Here is a 26,679-nt window from a genome sequence, read left to right on the forward strand (position 1 = left end):
CGGTCCTGTCGGGGGTGGGCGATAGGGTCGCCGGCATGTCCTCTGATCTGATGATCTCGGCGACCGGGCTGGTGAAGCGGTTCGGCTCGTTCACCGCGGTCGCCGGCATCGACGTGGGCGTGCAGCGGGGGGAGGCGTTCGGTTTCCTCGGGCCGAACGGCGCGGGCAAGAGTTCCACGATGCGCATGATCGGCTGCGTGTCGCCACCGACCGAGGGCCGCCTGTCCATCCTCGGGCTCGACGCGGCGACCCACGGCCCGGCGATCCGGTCCCGGCTCGGGGTCGTCCCGCAGCAGGACTCGCTCGACGTCGAGCTGTCGCTGGTCGAGAACCTCACCGTCTACGCCCGGTACTTCGGCATCCCGCGCCAGGTGGCCCGCGACCGGGCTGCCGAGCTGCTGGAGTTCGTCCAGCTGACCGACCGGGCCGACAGCAAGGTCGAGCCGCTGTCCGGCGGCATGAAGCGGCGGCTGACGATCGCCCGCGCCCTGGTCAACGAGCCCGACCTGGTGCTGCTCGACGAGCCGACCACCGGCCTCGACCCGCAGGCCCGGCACCTGGTCTGGGAGCGGCTCTACCGGCTCAAGCAGCGCGGCGTCACCCTCGTGCTGACCACCCACTACATGGACGAGGCCGAGCAGCTGTGCGACCGGTTGGTGGTGATGGACGCCGGCCGCATCGTCGCCGAGGGCTCCCCGTCCCAGCTGATCGCCCGGTACTCCAGCCGTGAGGTGGTGGAGCTGCGGTTCGGCCTCGACGACCTGGCCGGGCCGGCCGGCGCCGAGCTGGTGAAGGCGCTCGACGGGCTCGCCGACCGGGTCGAGCCGCTGCCCGACCGGCTGCTGCTCTACACCGACGACGGCGACGCGACGACCGCCGCGGTGTCCGCTCGCCACATCGAGCCGACCTCGGTGCTGGTGCGCCGCAGCACCCTGGAGGACGTGTTCCTGCACCTGACCGGCCGGACCCTGGTGGACTGATGGCGAGCGCCCTCGCCGCGCCGGGCCGCGGCGCGCTGCACGTGTTCGCGTACCACCTGACCGGCTACCGCCGCACCTGGTGGGGCACCGCGTTCTCCAGCTTCCTGCTGCCGCTGATCTACCTGGCCGGCATCGGCCTCGGCGTCGGGGGCTACGTCGACCGCGGCCACCAGCTCGGCGTGGACTACCTGAGCTTCCTCGCGCCGGGCGTGCTCGCCGCGACCGGGCTGAGCATCGCCATCGACGAGTCGATGTACCGGGTCTACTCGCAGTTCGCCTGGGACCGCACCTACGAGGGGATGCTCAACACGCCGCTGCGCATCGTCGACATCGTGCTCGGCCAGCTCGCCTTCGTGGTGTTTCGTGCGCTGGTCGCGGTGACGGTGTTCCTGCTGGTCATGGCCGCGTTCGGGACGGTGCACTCGGGCTGGGCGGTCGGCGTGCTGCCCACCGCGATGCTGCTCGCGCTGGCCTGCGCGGCGCCGACGTTCGCGTTCACCGCGACCCAGCACACCGACTCCAGCTTCGCGGTGCTCACCCGGTTCGTCGTGATCCCGGTGCAGCTGTTCTCCGGTGTGTTCTTCCCGATCGCCCAGCTGCCCGCCGGGGTACGGGTCCTCGCCTGGCTCTCGCCGCTGTGGCACGGCGTCGAGGTGTGCCGGTCGCTGACCCTCGGTACCCCGCGGCTGTGGCCGGTCCTGGGGCACCTGGGCTACCTCGTGGCGTGGGCGGCGGCCGGTCTGCTGCTCGCGCACCGCGCGTTCCGCCGCAGGCTGGTGGTCTGATGCTGACCACGCTGCTGCTGCGGGTCTCGCCGCGCCGGGCCGGTGCCGTGGTGGAGCGCAACGTGCTGGTGCACCGCCGCGGCTGGGTGGTGCTCGCCTCCGGCTTCTTCGAACCGCTGCTCTACCTGCTGTCGCTGGGCATCGGCCTGGGCGCGCTGGTCGGCCGGGTGCCGTTCGCCGGCGAGAGCGTCGCCTATCCGGTGTTCCTCGCCCCGGCGATGCTCGCCGTGCAGGCGATGAACGCGGCGCTGACCGAAACCACGTTCAACGTGTTCGGCAAGCTCAAGTACATGCGGCTGTACGACGCGGTGCTCGCCACCCCGGTCACCCCGCTGGAGCTGGCGCTCGGCGAGATCGGCTGGTGCCTGGCCCGCTCCGGGCTCTACTCCGGGGCGTTCCTCGGGTTGATGGCGCTGCTCGGGCTCACCCCGTCCGGGTGGGCGATCCTGGCCTGGCCGGCGGCGGTCCTGATCGGCTTCGCGTTCGCCGCGCTGGGGATGGCGCTGACCACGTTCCTGCGCAGCTGGCAGGACTTCGACTACGTGATGATCATCATGATGGTGATGTTCATGTTCGCCGGCACCTTCACCCCGCTCGACGCGTACCCGGCGTGGGCCCGGCCGCTGGTCGAGCTGACCCCGCTGTACCACGGGGTCGCGATCACCCGCGGTCTGTCGCTCGGCCACCTCGACCTCGCCATGCTGGGCCACGCCGCATACCTGGTGGGCTGCTGCGTTCTCGGCCTCTGGGTCGCCGCCCGCCGCCTCGGCCGCCTGCTGCAACCCTGACCCTGCCGGCCGCGGCCGTCGCGGGCAACCGGCTCGGTGACCGACGTGGGTGCCCGCAGGCATGACCCGGTCGGGGGTGGCGGCGCCATCGGCTCGGGTGGTCGCGGGCGTGACCGGGGTGGATGGTCGGTGGTCGAGGCATCACCGGTGCCGACGCGGGCGAGTACTTGCCCGGGTCAGCAGGTCATGGCCCGCAGCTCGTCGAAGCCGGCGCGGATCAGGTCCGGGAACGGTCGTCGGTGCGGATCGTCGAGCCAGCGCGGGAACGTCACCCGGAACACGGCGATGCCGACCTGCGCGGCCAGGCTCGCGGCCGGTGCCGGGACGCCGTGCCCGTGCAGCGCGTCGGTGAGCGCGGTGCCGAGCCGGGCGAGCTTGACGAGTTCGCGCTCCTGCAGCTCGGGATTCTTGTCGATGACGGCCTGTCGCTGCCGGGCCGGCTCGCGCCGTTCGCCCGCCTCGAACAGCTCGCCGACCGCGGTGAGCGCGGTGCGGACCAGCTCGATCGGGGTCTGGTCGGCCGGCGCGTCGGCGACCGCGCCGGTCAGCGTCTGCTGTAGCCGGTTCGTCCCGTCGAACAGCACCTCGCGCTTGTCGGCGTAGTGCCGGAAGAAGGTCCGCTCGGTCAGACCGGCCCGCGCGGCGATCTCGGCCACGGTGACCCTTTCGTACCCGCGCTCGCCGTAGAGCGCGAGCGCCGCCTGCTCCAGCCGGCCACGGGCGTTCGGCTCCCAACGACTCATGACTCCGATCATAGTGATGACAGTGACTGACATCAGGTGTTAGCGTGATGACAGTGACTGACATGGCTGGTCGGTTCGCCCGCCCGGCCCCTCTCGGAGGTACTTCTCATGCGCGTATTCGTCACCGGGGCGTCCGGCTGGATCGGCTCCGCCCTCGTCCCCGAACTGCTGGACGCCGGACACCAGGTCGTCGGGCTGGCCCGTACGGACGCCTCCGCCGCGGCGCTCGCCGCCGCCGGCGCCCAGGTACGCCGGGGCACCCTCGACGACCTCGACGTGCTGCGCACCGCGGCCGCCGAATCCGACGGTGTGGTGCACCTCGCCTTCAAGCACGACATCGCGTTCAGCGGTGACTTCGCCGGCGCCGCCGCGGCCGACCGGCGCGCCGTCGAGGTCTTCGGCGACGCGCTCGCCGGGTCCGACCGGCCGTTCGTGCTCGCCTCCGGCATCGCCGGCCTGGCGCCCGGCCGGGTGCTGACCGAACGCGACGGCGTGTCCGGTCTGGCCGGCGGCCAGGACGGCCCGAGCGCCCGGATGGCCACCGCGCAGCTGACCCTCTCGTTCGCCGACCGCGGCATACGGTCGTCGGTACTGCGGCTGCCCCCGACCGTGCACGGCGACGGGGACCGCGGCTTCGTCCCCGGCCTGGTCGACGTCGCCCGCGGCAAGGGTGTCGCGGGCTACCTGGGTACCGGCGACAACCGCTGGCCCGCCGTGCACCGCCTCGACGCCGCGCACCTGTTCCGGCTCGCCCTCGACCACGCACCCGCCGGCACGGTGCTTCACGCGATCGGCGACGAGGGGGTATCCCTGCGCGAGGTCGCCGAGGTCATCGGCCGACACCTGAACCTCGCCGTGGCGCCGATCGCCGCAGCCGACGCCGCCGCGCACTTCGGCTGGCTCGCCGGGATGGTCGGCCTGGACATCCCCGCCTCCGCCGAGGTGACCCGAGAGCTACTGGACTGGAAGCCGACCCGCCCCGGCCTGCTCGCCGACCTCGACGAGGGCCACTACTTCCGCACCCGCTGACCCGCCCCCACGGCGGAGCCCTGACCCGCCGCACCCGTGGCGGGTGCTGACCACCCAAGGCGAGCGCGGCCCGGCATCTCGCGGCGCGATCTCGGGCCGTGCGTCACCCGCACGGCCCGAGGCGCGTCTCAGCCGTGGCTGACGCCGTTGCGGCGCCGCCGATGGTGCTCGGCCGGCTCGTGCTCCGGCGTGTACGGCATCGTGCCGAACAGCCGCTCCGCCACCCGCGTGTGCCCGATCCGGCTGTCGGCCAGCCGGTCCGAAATGACGTCCTTGCCGGTCGAGGCCAGCCGGCCGGCCTGCGCCTGCACCAGCCCGGCCGCCTCCTGCACCGTCGGGTTCTCCTTCACCCGGCGGGCCGCGGCGGCGATCTGCTCGTACCGCGCTCGACCAGCCCGGCTGCCGAGCACGTACCCGACGCCCAGACCGGCCAGGAAAGCCCACTTGGCGCGCATCGTCGACTCCTCTCGTCTGCCCTCGTACCGGCGCTTCGCGCTCCTGCGTACCATCCTGCCTGCCCAGCGTGACCGGCGAGACGCGAACCACCGCAGGTGCCACCCCCCGGCCCATGTACTACCCCCGGATCCGCTCATGTACCCTTGTCCGCGTCGGTACGGCGCACGACGGCGTACTCGATCCCGCGTAGCTCAATTGGCAGAGCAGCCGGCTGTTAACCGGCAGGTTCTTGGTTCGAGTCCAAGCGCGGGAGCTTCCACCCCAGGTCAGAGGCTTGACGGCGGCACCGCCCAAGATCAAGACCATCGCTTTACCCTCACTTTTCGATCTGGGTGGCGTACCCGTCTTCCGGCGCCGCCGCGATCCGTGGGTTAACGGTGTTGCGGGCGAGATAGACGTCCTGGGGCATCGACGGCCGCTCGTGCGCGAGCTGATCGGCCGTCGTCCGCGGGTTGAGTCCGGCGCCCATGCGTCGCCGCCGCCTAGCGGAGTGTGTGGCTGGTCACCCGGTAGCGTCGCAGCAGCCTGCGGTTCGCGGTGGGCCTGCTCGCCGGCATGGCAGTGGGGCTGGTGCTGGTCGTGCTGTTGGGCATCCGGGTCTTCGACCTGTTGGACGGTCTCGGTAGTGGCTGCCCGTGTGAGCCGATCGTCGAACAGGTGCGGTGGCCGCACGACCGAGGGCCGGTGGATCAGTCGTCGATCGCCTGGTAGGCGGTGGTCCAGAAGTCGTTCCACATCGGCAGGGTCTGGTCGCCCAGGTGCGCGCGCTGCAGGAGGACGATGGCGGTCAGATCCTCGGCCGGGTCGTTGTACCAGGCGGTGCCCCAGAACCCGGCCCAGCCGTAGCTGCCGACCGAGGGGCCGAGGTGGGTGCGCCGGGTGACGACGGACATCCCGAAACCCCAGCCCTTGGCGTCGAAGTAGCCGGGCTCGAATCCGGAGACCGCCTTCTGCGCGGGGGTCAGATGGTCGGTCGACATCAGCGACGTCGACGGCCGGGAGAGCACCCGCTCGCCGCGGTGGGTACCGCCGGCGAGGAGCGCCGAGGCGAACGCGAGGTAGTCGTCGGCGGTGGAGACGAGACCGCCGCCGCCGCTCTCGAACGTCGCCGGCCGGCTGAACCACCCATCCGGCGGATCGGCTACGACCGCCTCGCCACCGGGACCGTCGTCGCGCTGGTACGCGGTCGCGAACCGCGCGAGGTTCGGGGCGTCGACGTGGAAGCCGGTGTCCTTCATCCCGAGCGGCTCGAAGATGCGCTCGCGCAACGCCTCCCCGAACGACGTGCCGGTGGCCCGCGCGATGAGTGCACCCGTCACGTCGGCACCGGTCTCGTACATCCAGCGTTCGCCCGGCTGGTGTACCAGCGGGAGCGCGCCGAGCCGGCGTACCCACTCGTCCAGCTGCGGCGACCCGAGCGCGTCCAGGGCTTCGGCGATCGGGGCGGTGCCCGGTTCGGCGACGACCATGCCGGTGCCGAGGGTGAAGGTCAGCAGGTCTCGCAGCGTGATCGGGCGCTTCGCGGGCACGGTGTCGGTCAGCGGGCCGGTGGGATCGGCGAGCACTCGCATGTCGGCCAGCTCGGGGAGCAGGTCGTCCACCGGGTCGTCGAGCCGGAGCGTGCAGTCTTCCACCAGCGTCATCGCGCACGCGGCGACGACCGGCTTGGTCATCGACGCCATCCGGACGATCGTGTCCCCGGCCATCGGGGTCGCCGCGCCCGCGCCCTCGAACGCCAGCGACCCGACGGCCTCGACATGCGTCTCGCCGTGCCGGGCGAGAACCATCAGCGCCCCGGGAACGAACCCGGCGCCGACGTGCCGCTCCAGCAGGTCGCGCACTCGAACCAACCGCTTCGTCGAGAATCCACCGGTCGACACCGTTGCTCTCCTCGCCTCGATCGAAGGCTCGTCGCGACCGAACGTTCCCGTCGGCGGCGGCCGGAGTCAGCGCCGATGGTAGCCTCGGCTGCGCTCTCTCGCGCCCCACGTCGCGGGGCCGGAAAGGGCTCGGCGGCGCTCAACTGGCGTGGCGGGCCGGGCACTGGTGGAGCCGGCCACCAGGGCCGACCCGGCGTGGTGTCAGTACCGTTCGACGAGGTGCGCACGGCCCTCAGCGGTCGTCGAGTCGTTGCAGGTCTTCGTAGCTGGCGAAGCGAAACAGCCGAGTACCGGTGACCAGCGGTTGCGGCGTTCCGGTGAAGCGGTGGACGCCGACACCGAAGCCGGCGTCCGGCGCGGACAGCCAGCGGCGCTCGAAACCCTGCCGTTCGAACCGGTCGCAGATCTGCGGTATCCGATCGGGCTCGCCCCGAGCGCGGGTCCAGATCACCGTCCCGCCCCGCGTGCACAGCTGCGGGCAGCACTCGATGGTGCGGGCCAGGTCGTCGTCGAGGATGTTGCCGAAGATCCCGCACAGCAGTACCAGGTGCGCCGGCGCCAGGTCCGCGTACTGGTCGGCGCGGCCCGCGTCGCCGGTGACCACCTCGACGTCGGGCAGGCCGGCCGACCAGGCCCGCTGCGCCGCGACCGCGGTGTTGCCGGCGTCGAGCTCCACCAGCCGGGCCCGCACGTCGGTGCGGCGCGGATGGTCGGCGAGCACGCTGAGCAGGTCGTCGCCCTGCCCCGCGCAGAGGCTGAGCACCCGTAGCGGCCCCGACGGGCTCTCGTCGAGAAAGGTACGGATCTGGCCCTGGATCGCTGCCAACCGCCGTGCCAGCGTCGACTCCGGCCGCTCGTACTGCTCGTGCCAGCCCACCCAATCCATCCCCGAACCGTACGCACCCGCCGCAACCGCTGCGGGAACCTGCCGACCTGCGGTGTTTCGGGGCGCCGTGCGGGTCAGCCAACAGCATCCCGGCCGCACTGCGGCTCGTCGCCGCAGCACCTCGAGCGAGTGCGTCACCGGATCCACCCGCTGCTGACGTCGAGGGTCGTCTCCTCGGCCCGATCGAGGTCCGGTGAGCCCGGCCGGCGCGACGCCGACCGGGCCGGTCTCCGGTTCAGCCGGCGGAGCGGCGTTGGAACTGGGGGAGCTGCTGCAGGTCGTACGGGTAGGGCAGGGGGCGGTCGCTGGCCTCGGTGAGGCGGGCGAGTTGCTTCTCGTCGAGCGACCAGCCGGCCGCGCCGAGGTTGTCGCGCAACTGCTCGACCGTGCGTACGCCGACGATCGGTGCGGTGACGCCGGGGCGCTGCAGCAGCCAGCGCAGCGCGACCTGCGCCGGGGTGTGGCCGACCTCGGCGGCGACCGCCCGTACCGCGTCGAGGACCTGCCACGTGGCGTCGGTGTCGTGCGCCTGCCAGCTGCCGTCGTCGTGTGCGCGGGTGCCTGCGGGCGGCTCGCCCATCGTCCGCTCGTACTTGCCGGACAGCCAGCCGCCGGCCAGCGGGCTCCAGGCCACCAGCCCGGCGCCCTCCTGCTGGCAGACCGGGATCAGTTCCCACTCGGCTTCGCGGGTGAGCAGGTTGTAGGTGGGCTGCAGGCAGGTGAAGGGTTCCCAGCCGTGCTGCCGGGCCAGGTCGATCGACTTCTGGAACTGCCAGCCGGTGTAGTTGGAGGCGCCGACGAACCGCACCTTGCCGTCCCGGACCAGCGTGTCGAGCGTCGACAGCGTCTCCTCCATCGGGGTGGCGTCGTCGAACACGTGGATCTGGTACAGGTCGAGGTAGTCGGTGCGCAGCCGGCGCAGGCTCGCCTCGACCTCGCGCAGGATGTGCTTGCGGCCGGCGCCTCGCACCGGCTCGCCGGGCGCCTTCTCGCCGTACACCTTGGTCGCGATGACCAGGTCGTCGCGGTCGTGGACGGCGAGCCAGCGGCCGATGATCTCCTCGGAACGGCCGGAGGCGTACACGTCGGCGGTGTCGATGAAGGTGCCGCCGGCAGCGGTGAACTCGTCGAGGATGCGGTGGCTGGTCTGCTCGTCGGCGCGGTCGCCGAACATCATCGTGCCCAGGCACAGCTCGCTGACCTGAAGCCCGGTTCGGCCGAGAAAACGAAGGTCCATGCACGGGACGCTACGACCTGGACCGCGGTCTAGCTCAAGCTCTTTCGGTCCGGGTGAGCGTGTTGCGGACGGTGCGCGACAGGACCGCCTCGTCGATACCGGACGGGTGGTCGGCGGCGGCGTGCGCGAGGGCGATGACGGCGGCGGCGAGCCAGTCGGCGGGCAGCCGGTCGTCGAACTCCCCGGTGCGCTGGCCGCGCCGGATCACCCGCTCGATCCGGTCGGCGACGGGCGCGTGCCGCAGCCGGTCGGTGTCCGGCCCGACCGGCTGCGTGGCGATCTGCTGGAGCAGGGCCGGGTAGCGGTCGGTGCTCTGCCGGCCGGCGGCGAGCAGCCGCAGCAACGCGTCGCCGGCGGTACCGGAGTCGGTCTCGACGGCGTCCATCGCGGCGACGGCCTGCTCGGTGAGCCGGTCGACGACGGCGGCGAGCAGATGTTCCCGGGAGGAGAAGTGCGCGTAGATCGTCTGCCGGGTGACGCCGGCGGCGCGGGCCACGGCGGCCAGGCCGGCGTCCGGGTGCGCATCGAGCACCTCCACGGCGGCGGTGAGGATCGCGGCCCGGCTCCGGCGCGCGTCGGCCCGGCGAGGCGGTAACGAGGTCATCTCTTACACCTTGTCAAAATTGAGCGGCGGCTATACCTTACAACATGTAAGAGATCATCTCGATCAGGGAACTGGCGGTACTGCCATGCGCTCGCTCACCGGGACCGATCCGGCGCGGTTCGTCGCCGACTTCTTCACCTCGTTCACCGCCGACCTGCTGCGCGACGACGCGGACCCGGCGCTGATCGTCGACCGGTACCACACCGCCGACGTCGTTCAGGTCGCCGACGGCAACGTGATCGACCGGGACAAGCTGATCGCGCACACCCGTCCAGTGCGCAAGAACCGGCCGACGATCCGCGTCGAGGTGCACGACGCGGTCGCCGACGGCGAGCTGATCGCCGCGCGGTACACGCTGCACGCCCGGCAGCGCGGCCGTGACCTCGCCGTCGAGGTGTGCTTCTTCGGCCGGTTCACCCCGGACGGCCGCATGCGCAGCGCGAACATGCTCACCCGCGCGGTCGCCGCCTGACCGGCCGCGCCCCGCCCCGCCCGCCGGGACCGACCGCCCCGGCCCGTACCGCGACGGCAGGGCGCCGCTCCGGCCAGCACGGCGGTGGCGCCCGGCCGGCCACGGCAGCCAGCGGCACAAGGGCGCTCGACCGGCCACAGCGGCCAGTACGACGAGGGCGCCCGACCGGTACCGGTCGGGCGCCCTCGTCGTCGGTGTGTCGGTCTATTCGAGGTAGTCGCGCAGCAGCTGCGACCGGGACGGGTGGCGCAGCTTCGACATCGTCTTCGACTCGATCTGGCGGATCCGCTCCCGGGTCACCCCGAACGCCTGGCCGATCTCGTCCAGGGTGCGCGGCTGGCCGTCGGTGAGCCCGAACCGCAGCCGGACCACGCCAGCCTCCCGCTCGGACAGCGTGCCGAGCACCTGCTGCAGCTCGGTCTGGAACAGCGAGAACGACACCGCCTCGACCGCCGACACCGCCTCGGAGTCCTCGATGAAGTCGCCGAGCTGGCTGTCGCCCTCGTCGCCGATGGTCTGGTCGAGCGAGATCGGCTCCCGCGCGTACTGCTGGATCTCCATCACCTTTTCGGGGGTGATGTCCATTTCCTTGGCCAGCTCCTCCGGGGTGGGCTCGCGGCCCATCGACTGGAGCAGCTCGCGCTGCAGGCGACCCAGCTTGTTGATCACCTCGACCATGTGCACCGGAATGCGGATGGTCCGGGCCTGGTCGGCCATCGCCCGGGTGATCGCCTGCCGGATCCACCAGGTCGCGTAGGTGGAGAACTTGAAGCCCTTGGTGTAGTCGAACTTCTCCACCGCGCGGACCAGGCCGAGGTTGCCGTCCTGGATCAGGTCGAGGAAGGCCATCCCGCGGCCGGTGTAGCGCTTGGCGATCGAGACGACCAGCCGCAGGTTCGCCTCCAGCAGGTGGTCCTTGGCGCGGACGCCGTCCCGCTCGATCTGCTTCAGCTCGCGCCGCAGCTCGATGGTGACCTCTTCGCCCGACTCCTCCTTCTGTCGGAGCAGCTCCGCCGCGTACAGCCCGGCCTCGATCCGCTTGGCGAGGTCGACCTCCTGCTCGGCGTTGAGCAGCGGCACCCGGCCGATCTGCTTGAGGTACGCCCGGACCGAGTCGGCGGAGGTGGTCAGCTCGGCGTCCTTGCGGGCCTGCCGGAGTGCCTCGGAGTCCTCGTCGTCCCAGTCGAAGTCCTCGGACTGCTCGCCGTCGCCGTCCTTCTTGCCGCGCGCGGTCTTCTTCGCGGCCGTCTTCTTCGCCGTCTTCTTGGCTGTCCTTCTCGCCGGCGCGGGCGGCTCGTCGGCGGTCAGGTCGACCTCCGCGTCCGGGCCGGCGTCGTCGGTGGTCGGTTCGTCCGCGGGCTTCGCCGCCTTCGCGACCGGCTTCTTCGCCGCGGCCGCCTTCTTGGCCGCCTTCTTCGCCGGCGCCTTCTTGGCCGGCTCCGCGGCCGGCTCGGTCTCCGCCGGCTCGGCGGCCGCGGCCGGTTCGGCGGCGGGGACCGGCTCGGTCACCGTGGCCGGGGACGGCTGGGTGGCGGCCGGGGTCGACCGGGTCACCGCGGGGCGCGTCGAGGACGCGGCCTTGCCGGCGGTGGCCGGGCGGGTCGGGGTGGCGCGGCGACGCTTGGCGGTGCCGGCGGAGCCGTCCACCACCACGGTCACGCCGGCCTGGGCGAGCGCCTTGAGGATCTTGCGACCCTGGGCCGGGGTCACCTCGGCGGCGGCCAGCACCCGGGCCACGTCAGCTGAGGTGAGATGGCCGGACGAATCGGCCTGCGCGACGAGCGAGTCGGTGACGGCGCGAACGTCGGAACCGGCGGAGGAAGCGGCTTCGGACACAAACGACCTTCCAGAGAAGACGAGAACACCGCCCGGTCGGACTCGGCCGGTCGGGCTCTCCAGCAGGGCCACTGGCTTCGCGGCGAGCCACCGCGGGGACCGGCGTGAAGTATAACGAGGTAAAGGCCAGGCGGCCCGTCGACGCATCGGTACCGGGTCCGATCGGTGGCGTCGGTGTCCCCGAACAGTGGGTGGAGCTGAGTCACCCCGACGCAAGATCACCAGTCTCCGGCCGGTACTCAGCGTGCACGTCGCCGCCGCTCGCGGCCGTGTCGGGGCGGCTCGTAGGCTCACCCGGGTGAGCCGCGTACGAATCGAGTCACTCTCGCTGCCGAAGGCCGATATCGGGCCGGTGAACCCGCTGCCGCCGGTAGCGGGGCCGCCCGCCACGCCGTACCGACTGTCCATTGAGGAGCTGCCGGCCGCCGTGGTGCGCAACGCCGGGCACGGCACGCCGCGCACGCTCCTGCCGTACCTCACCCAGGACGGTTACTCTCGGTCGCGGGCGCCGGGGGAGCTGGCCACCGTCGTGCTCGACAACGGGGTGCTGCGTGCCACGTTCGTGCCGGAGCTCGGCGGGCGGCTCTGGTCGCTGGTCGACCTGCGCGAGGATCGCGAGCTGCTCTACCGCAACCCGGTGTGGCAGCCGGCGAACCTCGCGCTGCGCAACGCCTGGTTCGCCGGCGGGGTGGAGTGGAACATCGGTACCCGCGGGCACAGCCCGACGACCTGTGCACCGCTGCACGCCGCGCTGCTGACCGGGCCGGGCGGGGCCCCGATGCTGCGGATGTGGGAGTACGAGCGGCTGCGCGGGGCGGTGTTCCAGGTCGACGCGTGGCTGCCGGACGGCGCCGACGCCCTGCGGGTACATGTCCGGATTCGTGCTACTGCACCCGATCCGACCTTCATGTACTGGTGGTCCAACACCGCGGTGCCGGAGGACGTGCGGGTGCTCGCCCCGGCCGACCGCGCGTTCTGCACCAGCTACGACGGCACGATCCGGGCCCGGCCGGTACCGGTGCAGGACGGTGTCGACCGGTCGTACCCGCTGCGCAACGAGCACGCGGCCGACTACTTCTTCGACACCGCCGGGGTGGCACGGCCGTGGATCGTCGCGCTCGACGAGCGGGGCAACGGGCTGGCGCAGACCTCGACCGCCCGGCTGGTCGGCCGCAAGCTGTTCGTCTGGGGCACCTCGACCGGTGGCCGGCACTGGGCCGACTGGCTGTCGCCCGGAAACGCCGGGTACGCCGAGATTCAGGCCGGCCTGGCCGCCACCCAGTACGAGCACCTGCCGATGCCGGCGGGCGCGTCGTGGAGCTGGCTGGAGACCTACGGGCCGGTCACCGTGGACCCGGCGGTCGCGCACGGCGACTGGGCCGCGGCGGTGTCTCATGTGGACGGTCAGCTGGCCGCCGCGGTACCGCCGGCGCGGCTGGACGCCGAGCTCGCCGAGGCGGTGGCGCTGGCCGACGCGCCGCCGGCCGAGCGGGTGTGGTCCGGCTCCGGCTGGGGCGCGCTGGAGCGGCACCGGCGCGGGGCCGGCTGGTGCGACGAGACCGGTACCCCGTTCGGCGACGACACGCTGGGGCCGGAGCAGCGGCCGTGGCTCGCGGTACTGGCCGGCGGCGCGCTGGCGCCGGCCGACCCGGCGATCCCGCCCGCCTCGTACGTGGGCGGCGCCGGCAGCGAACCGGACTGGGCGGCCCGGCTGGCCGCGGACACCGGCTGGCTCGCCGCGTACCACCGGGGGGTGCTGGCGCACCAGCAGGGCGACGGTGAGACGGCGGCGCGCGAGTACGCGGCGTCGGTGGCCGCCGCCGAGTCGGCCTGGGCGGTGCGCGGGCTCGGCCTGCTCGCCGCGGCCGACGGCCGGGCCGGCGAGGCCGCCGACCTGCTCGTCCGCGCGTACCGGTCGGCGAGGTGGTGCCGGCAGCTCGCCGCCGAGGCCGGTGAGGCGCTGCTCGCCGCGGACCGGGCCGCCGAGTGCCTGGCGCACCTGGACGCCGCGCCGACCGGGGTACGCGAGCACGGCCGGATCCGGCTGCTGACCGTACGGGCCGCGCTGGCGGCCGGGCAGCCCGACCGGGCCCGCTCGATCCTGTCCGACGGGCTGGAGGTCGCCGACCTGCGCGAGGGCGAGACCTCGCTCGACGGGCTGTGGCGCGCCGCGTTCCCGGACCGCCCGGTTCCCCCCGAGTACGACTTCCGGATGCACTGACCGCGCCGGTTCGCTCGCAGCACCGCGGGCGGGGACGGTACGGCCGGGGCCGAAGCTTCGCCCGCATACGGTGCGGGTCATGACCGAGGTTGCGATGGGGGGCCGGCGATGATCGACCGGGTGGAACGGTTCCGGCAGCTGCACCGGGCCGGGGCGCCGCTGGTGTTGCCGAACGCCTGGGACCACGCGTCGGGCACGGCGCTGGCCCGGGCCGGCTTCGCCGCCATCGGTACCACCAGCCTCGGAGTTGCCGCGGCGGCCGGCAGCGCCGACGCGACCGGCGCCACCCGGTCGACCACGCTGCACCTGGCGCGCCGGCTGGCCCGGCTGCCAGTACTGGTCACGGTGGACATCGAGGCAGGTTTCGGCAGCCGGCCGGAGGACGTCGCCGCCCTCGTCGCGGAGCTGGCCGACGCCGGGGTGGCCGGCGTCAACATCGAGGACGGCCGGCCGGACGGCACGCTCGCCCCGCTGGCGGACCAGTGCGAGCTGGTGCGGGCGGCCGGCTCCAGCGGGCTGTTCGTCAACGCCCGGACCGACACGTACTGGCTGGCCGGCGCGCCGGTCGGGCAGACCGGGCGCCGGCTCGCCGCCTACCGGGACGCCGGCGCGGACGGGCTGTTCGTTCCCGGCCTGCGCGATCCGGCGACCATCGCCGGGCTGGCCCGCGAGTTTGCGCTGCCGCTGAACGTGCTGGCGATGCCGGAGCTCCCGGTCGCCCGGCTCGCCGAGTTGGGGGTGCGCCGGGTCAGTACCGGCTCGCTGCTGTTCCGCGCCGCGCTGGGTGCCGCGCTGGACACCGCGCGCGCCGTCGCCGCCGGTGCGCCGCTGCCGGCCGGCCTCCCGTCGTATGACGAGGCCGCCTCGTACGCCGCCGACTTCGCCTGAACCGACCGGCAGGCGCCGCACCCGGGCGCACCCGGTCGACACGGTGCCGGCGAGCGGCGCAGCTCCGGGCCGGTGCCGCGGCGAGCGTGGCCCGCAGCCGGCGCGGCGAATCCTCCACAATGGACAGATCCGGGCCGCGGGGATCACCGGGGCCGCCGTCGTGCGGGCCCGTCCGCGCTGGCCACACCATCTGCGGTCCGACGGGCCCCGGCGCGTTCGGACCGGCCGGCCAGGTCGGCGGACGGGTGCGACCGGATCCCTTGGTCAGCGTGCCGGGGCGGCGCGGAGGCTCGACACGAGTAGTGGCTGGTCCACTTCGGACAGTGGGCAGCGTGACGTTCACCCGGTCGCGGTCGTTGGGTACGGAGGTGCCGCCGGGACGAGCGCGGGAGGAAACTGGTGCGGCAGGACATCGACGACACGCATGCGGGTCGGCTTCCCAAAGGTCCGACGCGTCCTTTACTGTTGCCGCCCATGAGCGATACGCCCGATCGCAACGACGAATCACCCCACACCGCCCCGACCGTGACCCGCGAGGTCGCCGGCCGTGGCCATCTGTTCGACACCACGCTCTACCAGGCCTGGGCGATCGACGCCGACGGCGGCTGGCACTACCTGCCCGCCGACGCCAGCCCGGACGCCGCGGCCGACGCCGGCGGCGAGTCCTGGCGCGCGCTGACCAAGGCCGGTGCGCTGCGCTGCCCGTACCCGGGCTGTGGTGCCGCATTCTCCGGCGTCCGCAAGGGTGCCGGCCGGGTCGCCTTCGTGCACCCCAAGACCGAGACCACGCACACCGACAAGCAGGCCAAGCTGCAGCTGTGGCGGCTCGCCGGTCGGCAGGCGGTGGCCGGCTGGGCCCGGCAGGCCTACCCGGGCGCCACGGTCGAGGCCGCCGACATCGACCTGACGCCGACGCCGGACGTGCTCGTCACCACCGCCGACGGCGATCGGATCGCGGTGCATCTGCTGTCCGACAAGGTGTCCGACGCGGACTGGCGGGCGCAGGCCGACGCGCACCGCGAGGCCGGCGTCGCCGCCGTCTGGCTGGTCGCCCACACCGGTGCCTTCGCCAAGAAGGCCGCCGGTACCGACCTGTACCGCCCGGCCGCGCCGGTGCCGGCGGCGCTCGCCGACGGCGCCACGATCGGCTGGCTCAACCCGTTCCTCGGGCTGGTCGGGCGGGCCGACGCGGGCGCTGACGCCACCGCGCTCGCCCTCACCGAGCTGTCGATCGACGCCTGGCGCCTGGACGCGACCGAGCCGCCCGCCGCCGAGCCGGCGGTCGCTGCGGCTGCCGAGCCGGTCGCGGCCCAGCAGCCGGCCGAGACGGCAGCGGCGACCGCGGAGCCGCTCGAGACGGAGTCCGCGACGGCGGAGCCGGCCCTGGCCGAGGCCGCCGCGTCCGAGCCCGCCGCGTCCGAGCCCGCCGCGTCCGAGGCCGGCGAGTCGGTGCCGGCCACGGCCGGGTCGAAGCCGGGGAACGCCGAGAAGGGTGCCGCCCAGCCGGCCAACGCCGAGTCCGCCGGGGACGAGCCGGTGGAGGAGAAGGACGCGGACGTCACCGTCGGTACCGACCAGCCGGCCGCGGTGGCGGCCGAGGACGACGAGCCGGCCGAGGTGGCCGCCGCCGACCCGGCCGACGGGAAGGACGCGGACGTCACCGCCGGTACCGATCAGCCGGCCACGGTGGACGCCGCCGGTAGCCGTCCGAGCGCCCGGCCCGCCCGGGGCAGCCGGCCCCCGGCCGCGCCACGCTCCGGTGGCTGGCTGCGTCGCATGCTCGACCGGCTCCGCCGGCCTGCGGCCTGAGCCGCTCGCGCGGGCGTTGCGCCGACGCGGCGTAGCGCCCGCGGCAGGCAGCGATGGCACCGTGCCGGCCCGCCGCCCGGGGCGGGCGGCATGGCCGGCACGGTGCGCCGGCCGTGCCGGGCTTCCGGCACGACCGGCAGGGTGTCGGTCAGGGCCGCTCGCGCGGCTTGTCCACCACGGCGAACTGCACCGCGCTGTAGTTGCGGATCGTCCCGGCCGGTACGCCGGTGTCGTCGGCGGTGAGGGAGACGATTCGCGTACCCAGGTACTGTCCGGTCTTCGGATCGAGGATCAGTTCCTGGCGGTCGCCGTAGGCGTCGATGCCGAGCGCGATGCCGCGCTTGCCCGCCAGGTTGGCCACCCGCTCGGTGACCTTCAGATCGGGCAGCATGGCGAGCGCCTGGTAGATGGTGGACTCCAGGTCGGCGCTCACCACGCCGCTGCGCAGCAGCATGGTCGCGTTGTGTAGTACGCGCTGCTCGATGTCCGCGCCCCGGACCGAGTCGCCGTCCGCGGCCCAGGCCAGGAACTTCCGCGGGTCGTTCGGTACCTTCCTGGCGATCAGGAACTTGTTCGGCTCCTTTTTCACCTCGTTGTCCAGGCAGGACTGGGTGCCGCCCTGCTCCGCGTGATGGAAGTCGCCACAGGTGGCCGTCGCCCAGGCCGGTGGCTCGCCGAAACCGCCCTTCGCGAACTTGCCGTGCTTGGCGATCGTCTTCTTGTCACCGACGACCCACTGGTCCTTGCCGATCCGGGTGAAGTGCTGGGTCCAGGTGCCCGCCTGGTCGTAGGGGATCCAGGTCTCGAGCTGCGTCTTGCGCCGGTAGGAGAGGCTCCACGTGGTGTCGGCGGTGGTGTACAGGTCGGAGCTGATCTCCTTGACGTACAGGTACTGGCCGGGGCCGGGCTGGACCGGCTTGAACGTCCGGACCTTCGCCGCCGCCGCCCGCATGGCGTCGCCGCCCGGTACGGTCGCCACGGTCGTCTTCGCCGGCGCAGCCTTGTGCTTGTGTTGCGGTGAGTGCGCGCCGAACGGGCCGGTGAAGGCGACCGCAGCGGCCGCGACGACGGCGACACCGGCGGCGACCGCCCCGTACGCCCAGCGTCGGGTGCGAGCCGGCCGCGGTGGCGGGGCGTCGTGGCCGCGCGAGGCGGTGAGCATCGGTACGCCCTGGTGCGCCAGCGCGTCGTCCAGGGTGGCGCGGGCGGTGCCAAGCTGCCCGGCCTCGTCGGTGTGCAGCGCGTCGAGCGCCCGGTCCAGGTCCTCATCCGTCCACAGTGGACGGGCTGGTTCGGTACGGTGGTCAGTCATCGGTGCCGTCCTCGTCGTGCAGGGTCGTGGTGGGGCACTGGCGGCGCAGCCAGCGGCGGGTCCGGTGCAGGCGGGAGCGCACGGTGCCCGACGGGATGCGCAGCACCTGGCCGATCTCGGTGGCGTCCAGGCCGGCCCAGCTGGTCAGCAGCAGCACGTCCCGGTCGCCCGGCGACAGCTGGCTCAGCGCCGCGGCGAGCTGGCCCACCTGGTACGCCGCGTCCACCCGCTCGCCGACCGCGTCGGCGTGGTCGATGCCGGACGTGCCGCCGGCGGCCAGTCGCGCAGTGGCCCGGAACCTGCGCATTTCGGTGCGCTCGTGTTGCTTGAGAAGGTTGCCGGCGATGCCGTAGAGCCACGCCCGGATGCCGGCCCGGTCCGGGTCGTAGCTGGCCCGGCGGCGCAGCGCGGCGAGGAACGTCTCGGCCACGATGTCCTCGGCGGTCGCCGCGCCGACCCGACGGGCCAGGTATCGCTGCAGCCCGGGGCCGTGTTCGGCGAACAGCCGGCCGAACCGTTCGGTCAGCGCGGTGTCGGTGAGCGCGGCGAGGTTGGGCCGGTCCAGGTCGCCAGCGTCGGATTGCACCGGCGATGCGCCGGCGGGGCTGGTCATCTGTGCACCACGTCCTTCCTCCCGTCGATCCTGATGTCGGTCACACTGCTTGTTCGCCGCAGCATCAGCAGGTGTTCACGACGCGTGGACCGGACGGGCGCTGCCCGTGCCGAGCTCAGTCGGCCCCGGCGTCGTCGGGGGCCGGCGCGGCCCGCAGCGCGACGGCGACCACGCCGGCGGCGATCATGAACCCGCCGACCACCCACAGCCCGGCCTTCTCGGTGCCGGTCGCGTCGGTCAGCCAGCCGGTGACGTACGGCCCGGCGAACCCGGCCAGGTTGCCCAGCGAGTTGACCAGCGCGATGCCGCCGGCCGCGGCGGCGCCGGTGAGGAACATGGTCGGCAGCGGCCAGAACGTCGGCAGCGCCGCGCAGATGCCCATCGTGCACACGGTCACCGCGATCATCGTGGTGAACGGGGACTGCAGGTACAGCGCGACCGGGATCGCGACGCCGCCGACGACCGCCGGGATCGCCACGTGCCACACCCGCTCACCGGTACGGTCGCCGTGCCGCGCCCACAGCACCATCGCCACGCAGCCGAACGCGTACGGCACGGCGACGATCAGGCCCTGCTGGAACACCGTGTAGCTGGTGTGGAAGGTGCCCTGGAAGCCGGCGATGATGGTCGGCAGGAAGAAACCCACCGCGTACAGGCCGTAGACGATGCCGAAGTAGACGAACGCCAGCGCGAGCACCCGGGGGTGCCGCAGCGCCCGGCGCAGCGGAACGTGGTAGCGCTGGCCCGTCCGCTCGTGCTCGGCGTCCATCTCGCGTTGCAGCCAGTCACGCTCGTCGGCGGCGAGCCAGCGGGCCTGGCTCGGCCGGTCGGTCAGGTAGAACCAGCAGGCCACCCCGACCACGATCGCCGGCAGCCCCTCGACCAGGAACATGAACCGCCAGCCGGACAGGCCGAACAGCACGTCGTGCCCGGTCGAGATCAGCCACCCGGACAGCGGCGAGCCGATCATCGACGACAGCGGCACCGCGAGCATGAAGAACGCGACCGCCTTCGCCCGCTCCCGCTTCGGGAACCAGAACGTGAGGTACAGGATGATGCCCGGGAAGAAGCCGGCCTCCGCGACGCCGAGCACGAAGCGCAGCAGGTACATGGTGCCGGCGTTGGGTACGAAGGCCATCGCCGAGGCGACCACGCCCCAGCTGACCATGATCCGGGCCAGCCAGCGGCGCGCGCCGAACCGGTGCAGCGCGAGGTTGCTCGGTACCTCCAGCACCAGGTAGCCGATGAAGAACAGGCCCGAGGCCAGGCCGAAACCGGCCTTGCTGAAGCCGAGCGCCTCGTTCATGCCGTGCGGCGCGGCGAAGCTGATGTTCGTCCGGTCCAGATAGTTGATGAAGTAGAGCAGGATCAGAAACGGCGACAGCCGCACCGCCACCTTGCGCATCACCTGGCGCCGCAGCGCGATCCGGTCCGTTGCCACCATGCCGGCTCCCCGCGCTCGGCCGGGTGGCCAGCCCGCCCGGCACCGATACGAACGGGCGTCAACCTAGCACGCTCGCCGGACCGCCGGCAGCGGCGCGAACGGCACCCTGGCCGAGGCCCCGGCGGGTCACGGACGGGGGTGTGCGGTGCCCTCAGCGGTGCCGGCCGGACACCGCCAGCGCGCGGCCGAGGCACAGCAGCGCCGCGACGGAGGCGAGCGTGCGAACCACGTTCCAGGCCAGCCACGGGGTCCGGATGCGGTCGATCACCGGGCCGGCGTGGGCGGGCGCGACGGCGGCGAGCTGCTCGTTGAGCGGGATGTCGCCGACGATCGTGGCCCCGAAACCGACGAGGTACAGCCCGAGCGCGGCCAGCGCGAACAGCGCCGCGGCGCCGTTGCCGCGGCGCCACTGCTGCGTCCCGGCGATCGCGGTGACCACCAGCGCGCCGAAGAACGCCGCGAAGAACACCGGGTTCTCGATGGACTCGTTGATCCGGTCCAGCGCCTCCGCGAAGGTGGCGTCCGACGCGCGGGACAGGCCGGGGATCACGGCGACCTGGAACGCGAAGTACACGCCGGCGACCAGGCCGACGCTCAGCAGCGACAGCATCAGCATCGTGGTGCCGGAGGTGGCGTACCGGCGGGTGCGGGGCGGGGTCGTCGAGATCGTCATGACGTCAGTCCACCGTACGGCGGGACGCCGGGCCATGGTCACGACGCTCAGCCGCATGCGTGCGCGTCTCGGCGCGGGGCCCGGCTCCGCCCGTGCACGCGTCCCGACCGCCCGGGGCCGACCGCGCTCGGCCCCGGGCGGGGCTCAGAGCACGAAGCCGTGCGGGAACGGGTCGGTCGGGTCGAGCAGGTAGGTGGCGGTACCGGTGATCCAGGCCCGGCCGGAGAACTCCGGCACCACCGCCGGCACGCCGCCGACCTCGCTGGTGCGCAGCAGCCGGCCGGTGAACCGGGTCCCGATGAAGGACTCGTTGACGAAGTCGGTGTCGAGCGCGAGCTCGCCGCGGGCGTGCAGCTGGGCCATCCGGGCACAGGTACCGGTGCCGCACGGGGACCGGTCGAACCAGCCCGGGTGGATCGCCATCGCGTTGCGCGAGTGCCGCGCGTCCGAGCCCGGCGCGAGGAACTGCACGTGCTTGCAGCCGGACACGTCCGGATCGGTCGGATGCACCGGCCGGCGCTGCACGTTGATGCTGTCCATGATGGACAGTCCGGCGGCCAGGATCTCGCCCTTGCGGGCCCGGTCGAACGGCAGGCCGATCCGCTCGATCGGCAGGATCGCGTAGAAGTTCCCGCCGTAGGCGAGGTCGTAGCGCACCTCGCCGAGCCCCGGCACCTCCACGGCGGCGTCCTGCTCCAGGCAGAACGCGGCCACGTTGCGCAGCGTGACCTGCTGTACCGCGCCGTCCCGGACCGCCACCCGAGCGATCACCAGCCCGGCCGGGGTGTCCAGCCGAACCACCGTCTCCGGCTCCGTGACCGGCACCATGCCGGTCTCCACCAGTACCGTGGCGACCCCGATGGTGCCGTGCCCGCACATCGGCAGGAACCCGCTGACCTCGATGTACAGCACGCCCCAGTCGGCGTCGTCGCGGGTCGGCGGCTGCAGGATCGCCCCGCTCATCGCGCCATGCCCGCGGGGCTCGTCGACCAGGAACCGGCGCAGCTCGTCCAGGTGCTCCATCGCGTACCGCCGGCGCTGCGCCATGGTGGCGCCCGGGATCGGTGCCACCCCACCGGTCACGACCCGGGTCGGCATGCCCTCGGTGTGCGAGTCGACCGCGGTGATGGCGCGTGCGGCCCGCATCAGGACTCCCGTAGCGCCGCGATCGCCCGGTCCAGGTCCGCGGTGAGCTGCTCGATGTGCGCGGCGGTCAGCGGGCCGCGCGGCGGTCGGCACGGCCCGCCGAACCGGCCGATCCGGTCCAGCCCGAACTTGATCGCCTGAACGAACTCGGTGCGGCTGTCCCAGCGCAGCGTCGCGACGATCGGCTCGTACAGTGCCCGCGCCTCGTCCAGCTTGCCGGCCGTGGCGAGCGCGTACAGCCGGCTCGTCTCGGCCGGGAACACGTTGGGGAACCCGGCGAACCAGCCGGTGGCGCCCATCAGGACCGCCTCCAGCAGGACGTCGTCGGCGCCGGCCACGACCTGCAGGTCCGGGGCGTGCTCCTTGATCTCCAGCACCCGGCGCACGTCGCCGGAGAACTCCTTGACCGCGACCACGTTGTCGATCGCGGCGATCTCGCCCAGCAGCCGCGGCGTCAGGTCCACCTTCGTGTCGTACGGGTTGTTGTAGACCATCACCGGCAGCCCGACCGCGGCGACCGCCTGGTAGTGCGCGATCACCTCGGACTCGTTCGCCCGGTACATGGTGGGCGGCAGGCACAGCACGCCGGCCGCGCCGTCCTCGGCCGCGGCCTCGGCCCAGCGCACCGCCTGGTGGCTGCCGACGCCGTGCACGCCGACGATGACGGTCGCGTCCGCACCGACCGCGGCGATCGCGGTCCGCGCCACCCGGCGGCGCTCCTCGTCGGTCAGCGACGAGTACTCACCGAGCGACCCGTTCGGGCCGACCCCGTCGCAGCCGTTGTCCACCAGCCACCGGCAGTGCTCGGCGTAGGCGTCGAAGTCGAGCGCGAGGCCGGCCGGTGCGCCGGCCTGCTCGCGGTAGAACACCGGCGTCGCCACCACGACACCACCCAGTCCACGCGTCGTGTTCTTCACGGGTTCTCCTTGTCCGGTACGGGTTGCGGCGGCGCAACGTCCGGTGCGGTGGACGCGGCAAGCTCGCCGAGACGGATCGGTTGGGCGATGGGGCGGTGGTACGGGCTCGCGCGGCGGGCACCGTCGTCCGGCCGGTCCAGGCCGTCGCTGCCGGGAGGCGGGGCCCCGAGCGCGCGCAGCGCCGCCACCGTCGGTCCGCAGATGCGACCCTGGCACGGGCCCATCCCGGCCCGGGTACCCAGTTTCGACACCCGCGGATCCTGCCCGGCGGCGGCCCGCAGCGCGCCGTAGCAGACCTCCTCGCAGCGGCAGACCACGGTGTCGTCGCGCAGCCAGTCCGGCCAGGCGGGCCCGATCGGGTGCGCGGCGGCCAGCCGGGTGGCGAACCGCCGGCCCGCGGCGACCTGGCGGCGCAACGCCCGTACCGCCGGGCGGTCCGGTCCGCCGGCGGCGAGCCAGCCGGCGAGCGCGCCCTCGGCCCGAGCGGCCGGTGCGCCGGCGATGCCGGTGAGCTCGCCCACCGCGTACACCCCGGGGCGGCTGGTGCGCAGGTCGGTGTCGACAGCGACGAACCGGCGGCCGTCCGGCTCGGTCCGCAGCGCGCAGCCGGCGGCGACGGGCAGCTCCAGCTGCGGCGTGAACCCGTGCCCGACGCACGCCGCGTCGACCGCGACGGTGCGCTCGCTGCCCGGTACCACCGACCAGTCGGCGCGCAGCCGGGCGGTGACGACCTCCTCGACCCGGCCGTCGCCGCGAGCTTCGACCACGGTACGGCCCAGCAGCACCGGAACCCGGTGCCGAGCCAGCGTCGCCGCGTACTCGGCGAGTTCGGGCAGCTTGCCGGCCTGCCCAGCGAGCTGCCACGGCCGGGCGCCCCAGCCGGCCGCGATCCGGCCCGGCCGGTTCGCCTCCAGCACCTGCCGGACGGTCGAGCCGGCACCGAGCAGCGCGGCGGCCACCGGCAGCAGGAACGGGCCGGTCCCGGCGACCACGACGCGATCGCCGATGGCCACCCGCTCGCCCTTCACCAGCGCCTGCGCGGCGCCGGCGGTGACCACCCCGGGCAGCTCCCAGCCGGGGAACGGCAGCATCGTGTCGTGCGCGCCGACCGCGAGCACCAGCGCGTCCGACTCGATCACCCGCCGCCGGCGGTCGGCACCGTCCGCCTGGCCGGTGAGCACGTGCACCAGCGGTGGCCCACCGCGCGCCGGCGTCGCGCCGGGGTCCTCCAGCGCCCACACCGTGGTCTCCGGCAGGAACCGGCAGCGCGGATGGCTCAGCACGTGGTCGCGCCGGGCGGCGAAATCGCGCCAGCCGTGCTGCAGCGCCTCCCGCCGCGCCACGCCGAACTCGGCGACCGGTGCCCGGTGGTACTGGCCGCCCGGCTGCTCGGCCGCCTCGATCAGGGTGACCTGCGCACCGGCGCCGAGTGCGGTGGCCGCCGCGGACAGCCCGGCCGGCCCGGCCCCGATCACCACCACCCGCGTCACCGGTCACCGTCCCCGTCGGCCGGTAGGCGGGTCTGGGTGGTGACCGCGTCACCGTCGCGGGCGCGGCGCCGGCAGGCGCGCACGTCCGGGACGCCGTTGACGGTGACCAGGCAGTCGAAGCACACCCCGATGCCGCAGAACACTCCCCGGCCGGCGCCGGCGTGCCCGTACCGCCAGGCGGTGCGGGCGGCGGCGAGCAGCACGCCGGCGATCGACTGCCCGGCGACCCCGGTCACCGGCGTGCCGTCCACCGTGATGGTGACCGGCCGGTCGTCGCGGTCGAGCACGTCGTCGTCGGGCCGGATCAGCCTGGGGGTCATCGCAGCCCTCCGATCGCGGACCGGTTGGGGGAGAAGGGAACCGGGTCGATCGGTGGGGTGCGGCCGCAGATCAGGTCGGCGAGGATCCGGCCGGTGCCGACCGACAGGCCGATGCCCGCACCCTCGTGCCCGGTGGCGTGCCACAGCCCGGGCAGCCGCCCGTCCGCCCCGATCACCGGCAGGTGGTCGGGAACGAACGGCCGGAACCCGCCGTACGCCCGCATCACCGGCACCCCGGCGAGGCCCGGGAACAGCCGGAGCGCCTTCGCCGCGATCGCCGACCAGACCGCGACCGGCATCGCGTCGGCGAACCCGACCCGGCGCCGCGACGAGCCCAGCAGTACGGTGCCGCCGCGGGTCGACTCGACCACCGCCGAGGTCTGCACCGCCGCCTCGTCGCTCGCGACCGCGCCGACGTAGTCCGCGTCGTACACCTTGTGGAACACCGTCGGTGGCTGCGGCGTCGTGACGAGCACCTCGCCGCGGCGCGGCCGGACGTCGATCGGGGCGCCCAGCGCGGCCGACACCGCGCCGGCCCACGGGCCGGTCGCGTTCACGAACGCGTCGCCGCCGACCGTGCCGTGCTCGGTGCGTACCGCGGCCAGCCGGCCGCCGGTGCACACCGGGCCGGTGACCGCGCAGCCGGTCCGCAGTTGCGCGCCGGCCGCGACCGCGTCGCCCAGCAGCAGGGTCGCCGCGCCGGCCGGCTGCACCTGCGCGTCGTCCGGGTAGTGCACTGCGGCGGTGTACTCCCGGGTCAGGTGCGGCTCGGCCGCGCGCACGGCGTCGTCGTCCAGCTCGACCGCGGTCACCCCGGCCGCCCGCTGCGCCGCGGCGAACGCCGCCAGCGCGGTGGCACCGGCCGCGGTCGTGGCCACCACGATGCCGCCCTTCGGCTCCCACTCGGCGACCTCGGCCTCGGCGCGGGGTGCCCGCCGGCCGGGGCCGCCAGCGCCGGCGGCACTGCGTCTGCTTGCACGTCCGGCGGCGCCGGCTCGGCCCGCAGCGTCGCTGCTGCCCGCTCGGCCGGCGGCGTTTGCGTGGCTGGCTCCGCCGGCGGTGTTCGCGTGGCCGGCTCCGCCGGCGGTGTTCGCGTGGCCGGCTCCGCCGGCGGGGAGGGAGCCGGTTCGCGGCTCGGCGAGTACCTGCGGCCACAGGTCGCGGGACAGCTGCGCGAGGGCCAGCTCCGGGCCGGGTTCCTTGTCGGAGATCAGGATGTTGCCCTCGCCGTGCGAGGTGGTCCCGGCCGCGGCGCCGCCCCGGTCGAGCAGCACCACCTCGCAGCCCGCCCGGGCCAGCTCGCGGGCGCACGCGGCGCCGATGATGCCGGCACCGATCACCACCACCCGCATGGAGCCTCCCGTTCATTAAACCGAACGATCCGAGGGTACAACCGGGCCACGGTCGATGTCACGCGGCAAGCGCGTTCCGCTCGCCGAACGACGAACTGCGGACGGATCGGCTGCCGGTCAGTGCGGGGTGATGGTCGCCCCGGCGCGGTCCGGCCGGTACTGCAGGAGCAGCACCGAGCGCACCTCGCCGTCGGGCGCCTCGTAGCTGTGCGGCACGGTCGCATCGAACCGGATGTAGTCGCCGGCCTCCAGCCGGGTGATCCGGCCGTCCAGATGTACCAGCAGCGTGCCGACCTGCACGCTGGTGTGCTCGATGCCGACATGGCCGTCCGAGTCCTGCCGCCGGCCGGCCCGAACCCGCTGGTCGTAGAGCTCGACGATGCTCTCGCCGGTCTCCAGCCGGGACAGCGGCCGCAGATCGACGCCGGCGCCGCGCAGCACCTCCACGTCGGCGCCGCGGACCACCGTGGGCTCGGCCGTACTGGCGTCGAGCAGGTCCGAGATCGGCATCCGCAACGTCCGCGACAGGCTGAACACGGTCTCGATGGTCGGGTTGCCGGCGCCGGATTCCAGCTGCGACAGGGTCGCCTTGCCGATGCCGGACAACCGGGACAGTTCGGAGATCGACAGGCCCAGGCCGGACCGGGCCCGCCGCAGGTTCGCGGCCAGGTGACCCCGGATCGACCCGTCCGACGCGTGCACCGTCGCCTCCCCCGTTCGCTTCACCGTACGCACCGGGGCCGCGCGCCCCGTTCGTTCCACCGAACGATACCGCGCCCGCCCCGAGCAAAGTTGATC

The 26,679-nt window shown here is 73.7% G+C and carries 26 protein-coding genes and 1 tRNA gene; 9 read left to right on the top strand and 18 right to left on the bottom strand.

Translation table 11 applies throughout. From position 1 onward, the window contains the following. Nucleotides 1-35 precede the first annotated feature (35 nt). The 3 genes from Asera_RS17315 to Asera_RS17325 are packed head-to-tail and all read left to right on the top strand — an operon-like array spanning nt 36 to nt 2,553. Entirely contained in the window at nt 36-980 is a 945-nt protein-coding gene (locus tag Asera_RS17315; protein WP_030448280.1) for an ABC transporter ATP-binding protein, read from the top strand. After that, nucleotides 980-1,765, top strand: a complete 786-nt coding sequence (locus tag Asera_RS17320) for an ABC transporter permease (RefSeq protein ID WP_030448279.1) — start codon at nt 980-982, stop codon at nt 1,763-1,765. The genes Asera_RS17315 and Asera_RS17320 overlap by 1 nt, the downstream gene beginning before the upstream one ends. Then, nucleotides 1,765-2,553 (top strand): ABC transporter permease, encoded by a 789-nt coding sequence (locus Asera_RS17325; RefSeq protein ID WP_030448278.1) that lies wholly within the window; start codon nt 1,765-1,767, stop codon nt 2,551-2,553. The genes Asera_RS17320 and Asera_RS17325 overlap by 1 nt, the downstream gene beginning before the upstream one ends. Nucleotides 2,554-2,729: 176 nt before the next feature. On the opposite strand, the gene Asera_RS17330 is transcribed toward Asera_RS17325, so the two are convergent. Further along, nucleotides 2,730-3,296, bottom strand: coding sequence for a TetR/AcrR family transcriptional regulator (locus Asera_RS17330; protein ID WP_030448277.1), 567 nt, complete (start codon nt 3,294-3,296; stop codon nt 2,730-2,732). A gap of 108 nt (nt 3,297-3,404) precedes the next feature. Between Asera_RS17330 and Asera_RS17335 the strand changes: the two genes are divergently transcribed. Then, a complete protein-coding gene (locus tag Asera_RS17335) occupies nt 3,405-4,325 on the top strand; it encodes an SDR family oxidoreductase (RefSeq protein WP_030448276.1) in 921 nt (306 codons plus the stop codon). A 128-nt stretch (nt 4,326-4,453) separates the two neighbouring features. Here the strand turns inward: Asera_RS17335 and Asera_RS17340 are convergent, their stop codons facing one another. Next, entirely contained in the window at nt 4,454-4,834 is a 381-nt protein-coding gene (locus Asera_RS17340; RefSeq protein WP_212804619.1) for a hypothetical protein, read from the bottom strand. A 127-nt stretch (nt 4,835-4,961) separates the two neighbouring features. Here Asera_RS17340 and Asera_RS17345 point away from each other — a divergent pair. Further along, a tRNA-Asn gene (locus tag Asera_RS17345) sits at nt 4,962-5,034 on the top strand. Between the two features lie 63 nt (nt 5,035-5,097). On the opposite strand, the gene Asera_RS17350 is transcribed toward Asera_RS17345, so the two are convergent. The 5 genes from Asera_RS17350 to Asera_RS17370 form a co-directional block, all read right to left on the bottom strand. Then, nucleotides 5,098-5,250, bottom strand: a complete 153-nt coding sequence (locus Asera_RS17350; RefSeq protein ID WP_169745886.1) for a hypothetical protein — start codon at nt 5,248-5,250, stop codon at nt 5,098-5,100. A 220-nt stretch (nt 5,251-5,470) separates the two neighbouring features. Further along, a complete protein-coding gene (locus tag Asera_RS17355; protein ID WP_030448274.1) occupies nt 5,471-6,661 on the bottom strand; it encodes a serine hydrolase domain-containing protein in 1,191 nt (396 codons plus the stop codon). Nucleotides 6,662-6,893: 232 nt separating this feature from the next. Continuing rightward, the gene (locus Asera_RS17360; RefSeq protein ID WP_030448273.1) at nt 6,894-7,547 is read right to left on the bottom strand and encodes a class I SAM-dependent methyltransferase; all 654 of its coding nucleotides are present in this window, start codon (nt 7,545-7,547) and stop codon (nt 6,894-6,896) included. Between the two features lie 235 nt (nt 7,548-7,782). Beyond that, nucleotides 7,783-8,784 (bottom strand): aldo/keto reductase, encoded by a 1,002-nt coding sequence (locus tag Asera_RS17365; RefSeq protein WP_030448272.1) that lies wholly within the window; start codon nt 8,782-8,784, stop codon nt 7,783-7,785. 34 nt (nt 8,785-8,818) lie between these two features. Further along, complete coding sequence (locus tag Asera_RS17370; RefSeq protein ID WP_030448271.1) at nt 8,819-9,388, bottom strand: TetR/AcrR family transcriptional regulator; 570 nt, start codon at nt 9,386-9,388, stop codon at nt 8,819-8,821. 85 nt (nt 9,389-9,473) lie between these two features. Between Asera_RS17370 and Asera_RS17375 the strand changes: the two genes are divergently transcribed. Next, nucleotides 9,474-9,860: a nuclear transport factor 2 family protein gene (locus Asera_RS17375; RefSeq protein WP_030448270.1), complete on the top strand. Its 387-nt coding sequence runs from the start codon at nt 9,474-9,476 to the stop codon at nt 9,858-9,860. Nucleotides 9,861-10,064: 204 nt separating this feature from the next. On the opposite strand, the gene Asera_RS17380 is transcribed toward Asera_RS17375, so the two are convergent. Then, on the bottom strand, nt 10,065-11,696 hold the full coding sequence (locus tag Asera_RS17380) for an RNA polymerase sigma factor (protein ID WP_030448269.1): 1,632 nt from the start codon (nt 11,694-11,696) through the stop codon (nt 10,065-10,067). Between the two features lie 298 nt (nt 11,697-11,994). Between Asera_RS17380 and Asera_RS17385 the strand changes: the two genes are divergently transcribed. The 3 genes from Asera_RS17385 to Asera_RS17395 all read left to right on the top strand — a co-directional run bounded on the left by Asera_RS17385 (nt 11,995) and on the right by Asera_RS17395 (nt 16,614). Beyond that, on the top strand, nt 11,995-13,917 hold the full coding sequence (locus tag Asera_RS17385) for a DUF5107 domain-containing protein (RefSeq protein WP_030448268.1): 1,923 nt from the start codon (nt 11,995-11,997) through the stop codon (nt 13,915-13,917). Nucleotides 13,918-14,025: 108 nt separating this feature from the next. Continuing rightward, nucleotides 14,026-14,805 carry an isocitrate lyase/PEP mutase family protein gene (locus Asera_RS17390; RefSeq protein WP_035297858.1) on the top strand — a complete coding sequence of 260 codons (780 nt, stop codon included), beginning with the start codon at nt 14,026-14,028 and terminating at the stop codon, nt 14,803-14,805. A 474-nt stretch (nt 14,806-15,279) separates the two neighbouring features. Then, nucleotides 15,280-16,614, top strand: a complete 1,335-nt coding sequence (locus Asera_RS17395) for a hypothetical protein (RefSeq protein ID WP_157035046.1) — start codon at nt 15,280-15,282, stop codon at nt 16,612-16,614. A 148-nt stretch (nt 16,615-16,762) separates the two neighbouring features. On the opposite strand, the gene Asera_RS17400 is transcribed toward Asera_RS17395, so the two are convergent. From Asera_RS17400 to Asera_RS17450, 10 genes are all read right to left on the bottom strand, one after another. Then, nucleotides 16,763-17,926: a CU044_5270 family protein gene (locus Asera_RS17400; RefSeq protein WP_030448265.1), complete on the bottom strand. Its 1,164-nt coding sequence runs from the start codon at nt 17,924-17,926 to the stop codon at nt 16,763-16,765. Continuing rightward, nucleotides 17,919-18,539: an RNA polymerase sigma factor gene (locus Asera_RS17405; protein WP_030448264.1), complete on the bottom strand. Its 621-nt coding sequence runs from the start codon at nt 18,537-18,539 to the stop codon at nt 17,919-17,921. The genes Asera_RS17400 and Asera_RS17405 overlap by 8 nt, the downstream gene beginning before the upstream one ends. A 115-nt stretch (nt 18,540-18,654) precedes the next feature. Then, nucleotides 18,655-19,983, bottom strand: coding sequence for an MFS transporter (locus Asera_RS17410; protein ID WP_030448263.1), 1,329 nt, complete (start codon nt 19,981-19,983; stop codon nt 18,655-18,657). 151 nt (nt 19,984-20,134) lie between these two features. Beyond that, nucleotides 20,135-20,656: an anthrone oxygenase family protein gene (locus Asera_RS17415; protein ID WP_030448262.1), complete on the bottom strand. Its 522-nt coding sequence runs from the start codon at nt 20,654-20,656 to the stop codon at nt 20,135-20,137. A 144-nt stretch (nt 20,657-20,800) separates the two neighbouring features. Then, nucleotides 20,801-21,802 carry a proline racemase family protein gene (locus Asera_RS17420; RefSeq protein WP_030448261.1) on the bottom strand — a complete coding sequence of 334 codons (1,002 nt, stop codon included), beginning with the start codon at nt 21,800-21,802 and terminating at the stop codon, nt 20,801-20,803. Further along, nucleotides 21,802-22,719, bottom strand: coding sequence for a dihydrodipicolinate synthase family protein (locus Asera_RS17425; RefSeq protein WP_030448260.1), 918 nt, complete (start codon nt 22,717-22,719; stop codon nt 21,802-21,804). Before Asera_RS17425 ends, Asera_RS17420 begins: the two co-directional genes overlap by 1 nt. Then, a complete protein-coding gene (locus tag Asera_RS17430) occupies nt 22,716-24,209 on the bottom strand; it encodes an FAD-dependent oxidoreductase (RefSeq protein WP_051802707.1) in 1,494 nt (497 codons plus the stop codon). Before Asera_RS17430 ends, Asera_RS17425 begins: the two co-directional genes overlap by 4 nt. Next, nucleotides 24,206-24,529: a (2Fe-2S)-binding protein gene (locus Asera_RS17435; protein ID WP_051802706.1), complete on the bottom strand. Its 324-nt coding sequence runs from the start codon at nt 24,527-24,529 to the stop codon at nt 24,206-24,208. Before Asera_RS17435 ends, Asera_RS17430 begins: the two co-directional genes overlap by 4 nt. After that, complete coding sequence (locus Asera_RS17440) at nt 24,526-25,881, bottom strand: NAD(P)/FAD-dependent oxidoreductase (RefSeq protein ID WP_030448257.1); 1,356 nt, start codon at nt 25,879-25,881, stop codon at nt 24,526-24,528. Before Asera_RS17440 ends, Asera_RS17435 begins: the two co-directional genes overlap by 4 nt. 117 nt (nt 25,882-25,998) lie before the next feature. Then, on the bottom strand, nt 25,999-26,607 hold the full coding sequence (locus Asera_RS17450) for a helix-turn-helix domain-containing protein (protein ID WP_244843920.1): 609 nt from the start codon (nt 26,605-26,607) through the stop codon (nt 25,999-26,001). Nucleotides 26,608-26,679 lie beyond the last annotated feature (72 nt).

The sequence above is a fragment of the Actinocatenispora sera genome (assembly GCF_018324685.1).
Taxonomy (GTDB): Bacteria; Actinomycetota; Actinomycetes; order Mycobacteriales; family Micromonosporaceae; genus Actinocatenispora; species Actinocatenispora sera.

Coding starts and splice junctions, on each gene's coding strand:
- Asera_RS17440 (WP_030448257.1), bottom strand. CDS start 25,881: ATGCGGGTGGTGGTGATCGGTGCCGGCATCATCGGCGCCGCGTGCGCC.
- Asera_RS17375 (WP_030448270.1), top strand. CDS start 9,474: ATGCGCTCGCTCACCGGGACCGATCCGGCGCGGTTCGTCGCCGACTTC.
- Asera_RS17360 (WP_030448273.1), bottom strand. CDS start 7,547: ATGGATTGGGTGGGCTGGCACGAGCAGTACGAGCGGCCGGAGTCGACG.
- Asera_RS17350 (WP_169745886.1), bottom strand. CDS start 5,250: ATGGGCGCCGGACTCAACCCGCGGACGACGGCCGATCAGCTCGCGCAC.
- Asera_RS17400 (WP_030448265.1), bottom strand. CDS start 17,926: ATGACTGACCACCGTACCGAACCAGCCCGTCCACTGTGGACGGATGAG.
- Asera_RS17340 (WP_212804619.1), bottom strand. CDS start 4,834: ATGGTACGCAGGAGCGCGAAGCGCCGGTACGAGGGCAGACGAGAGGAG.
- Asera_RS17395 (WP_157035046.1), top strand. CDS start 15,280: ATGAGCGATACGCCCGATCGCAACGACGAATCACCCCACACCGCCCCG.
- Asera_RS17315 (WP_030448280.1), top strand. CDS start 36: ATGTCCTCTGATCTGATGATCTCGGCGACCGGGCTGGTGAAGCGGTTC.
- Asera_RS17325 (WP_030448278.1), top strand. CDS start 1,765: ATGCTGACCACGCTGCTGCTGCGGGTCTCGCCGCGCCGGGCCGGTGCC.
- Asera_RS17435 (WP_051802706.1), bottom strand. CDS start 24,529: ATGACCCCCAGGCTGATCCGGCCCGACGACGACGTGCTCGACCGCGAC.
- Asera_RS17335 (WP_030448276.1), top strand. CDS start 3,405: ATGCGCGTATTCGTCACCGGGGCGTCCGGCTGGATCGGCTCCGCCCTC.
- Asera_RS17365 (WP_030448272.1), bottom strand. CDS start 8,784: ATGGACCTTCGTTTTCTCGGCCGAACCGGGCTTCAGGTCAGCGAGCTG.
- Asera_RS17405 (WP_030448264.1), bottom strand. CDS start 18,539: ATGACCAGCCCCGCCGGCGCATCGCCGGTGCAATCCGACGCTGGCGAC.
- Asera_RS17415 (WP_030448262.1), bottom strand. CDS start 20,656: ATGACGATCTCGACGACCCCGCCCCGCACCCGCCGGTACGCCACCTCC.
- Asera_RS17330 (WP_030448277.1), bottom strand. CDS start 3,296: ATGAGTCGTTGGGAGCCGAACGCCCGTGGCCGGCTGGAGCAGGCGGCG.
- Asera_RS17320 (WP_030448279.1), top strand. CDS start 980: ATGGCGAGCGCCCTCGCCGCGCCGGGCCGCGGCGCGCTGCACGTGTTC.
- Asera_RS17410 (WP_030448263.1), bottom strand. CDS start 19,983: ATGGTGGCAACGGACCGGATCGCGCTGCGGCGCCAGGTGATGCGCAAG.
- Asera_RS17390 (WP_035297858.1), top strand. CDS start 14,026: ATGATCGACCGGGTGGAACGGTTCCGGCAGCTGCACCGGGCCGGGGCG.
- Asera_RS17420 (WP_030448261.1), bottom strand. CDS start 21,802: ATGCGGGCCGCACGCGCCATCACCGCGGTCGACTCGCACACCGAGGGC.
- Asera_RS17370 (WP_030448271.1), bottom strand. CDS start 9,388: ATGACCTCGTTACCGCCTCGCCGGGCCGACGCGCGCCGGAGCCGGGCC.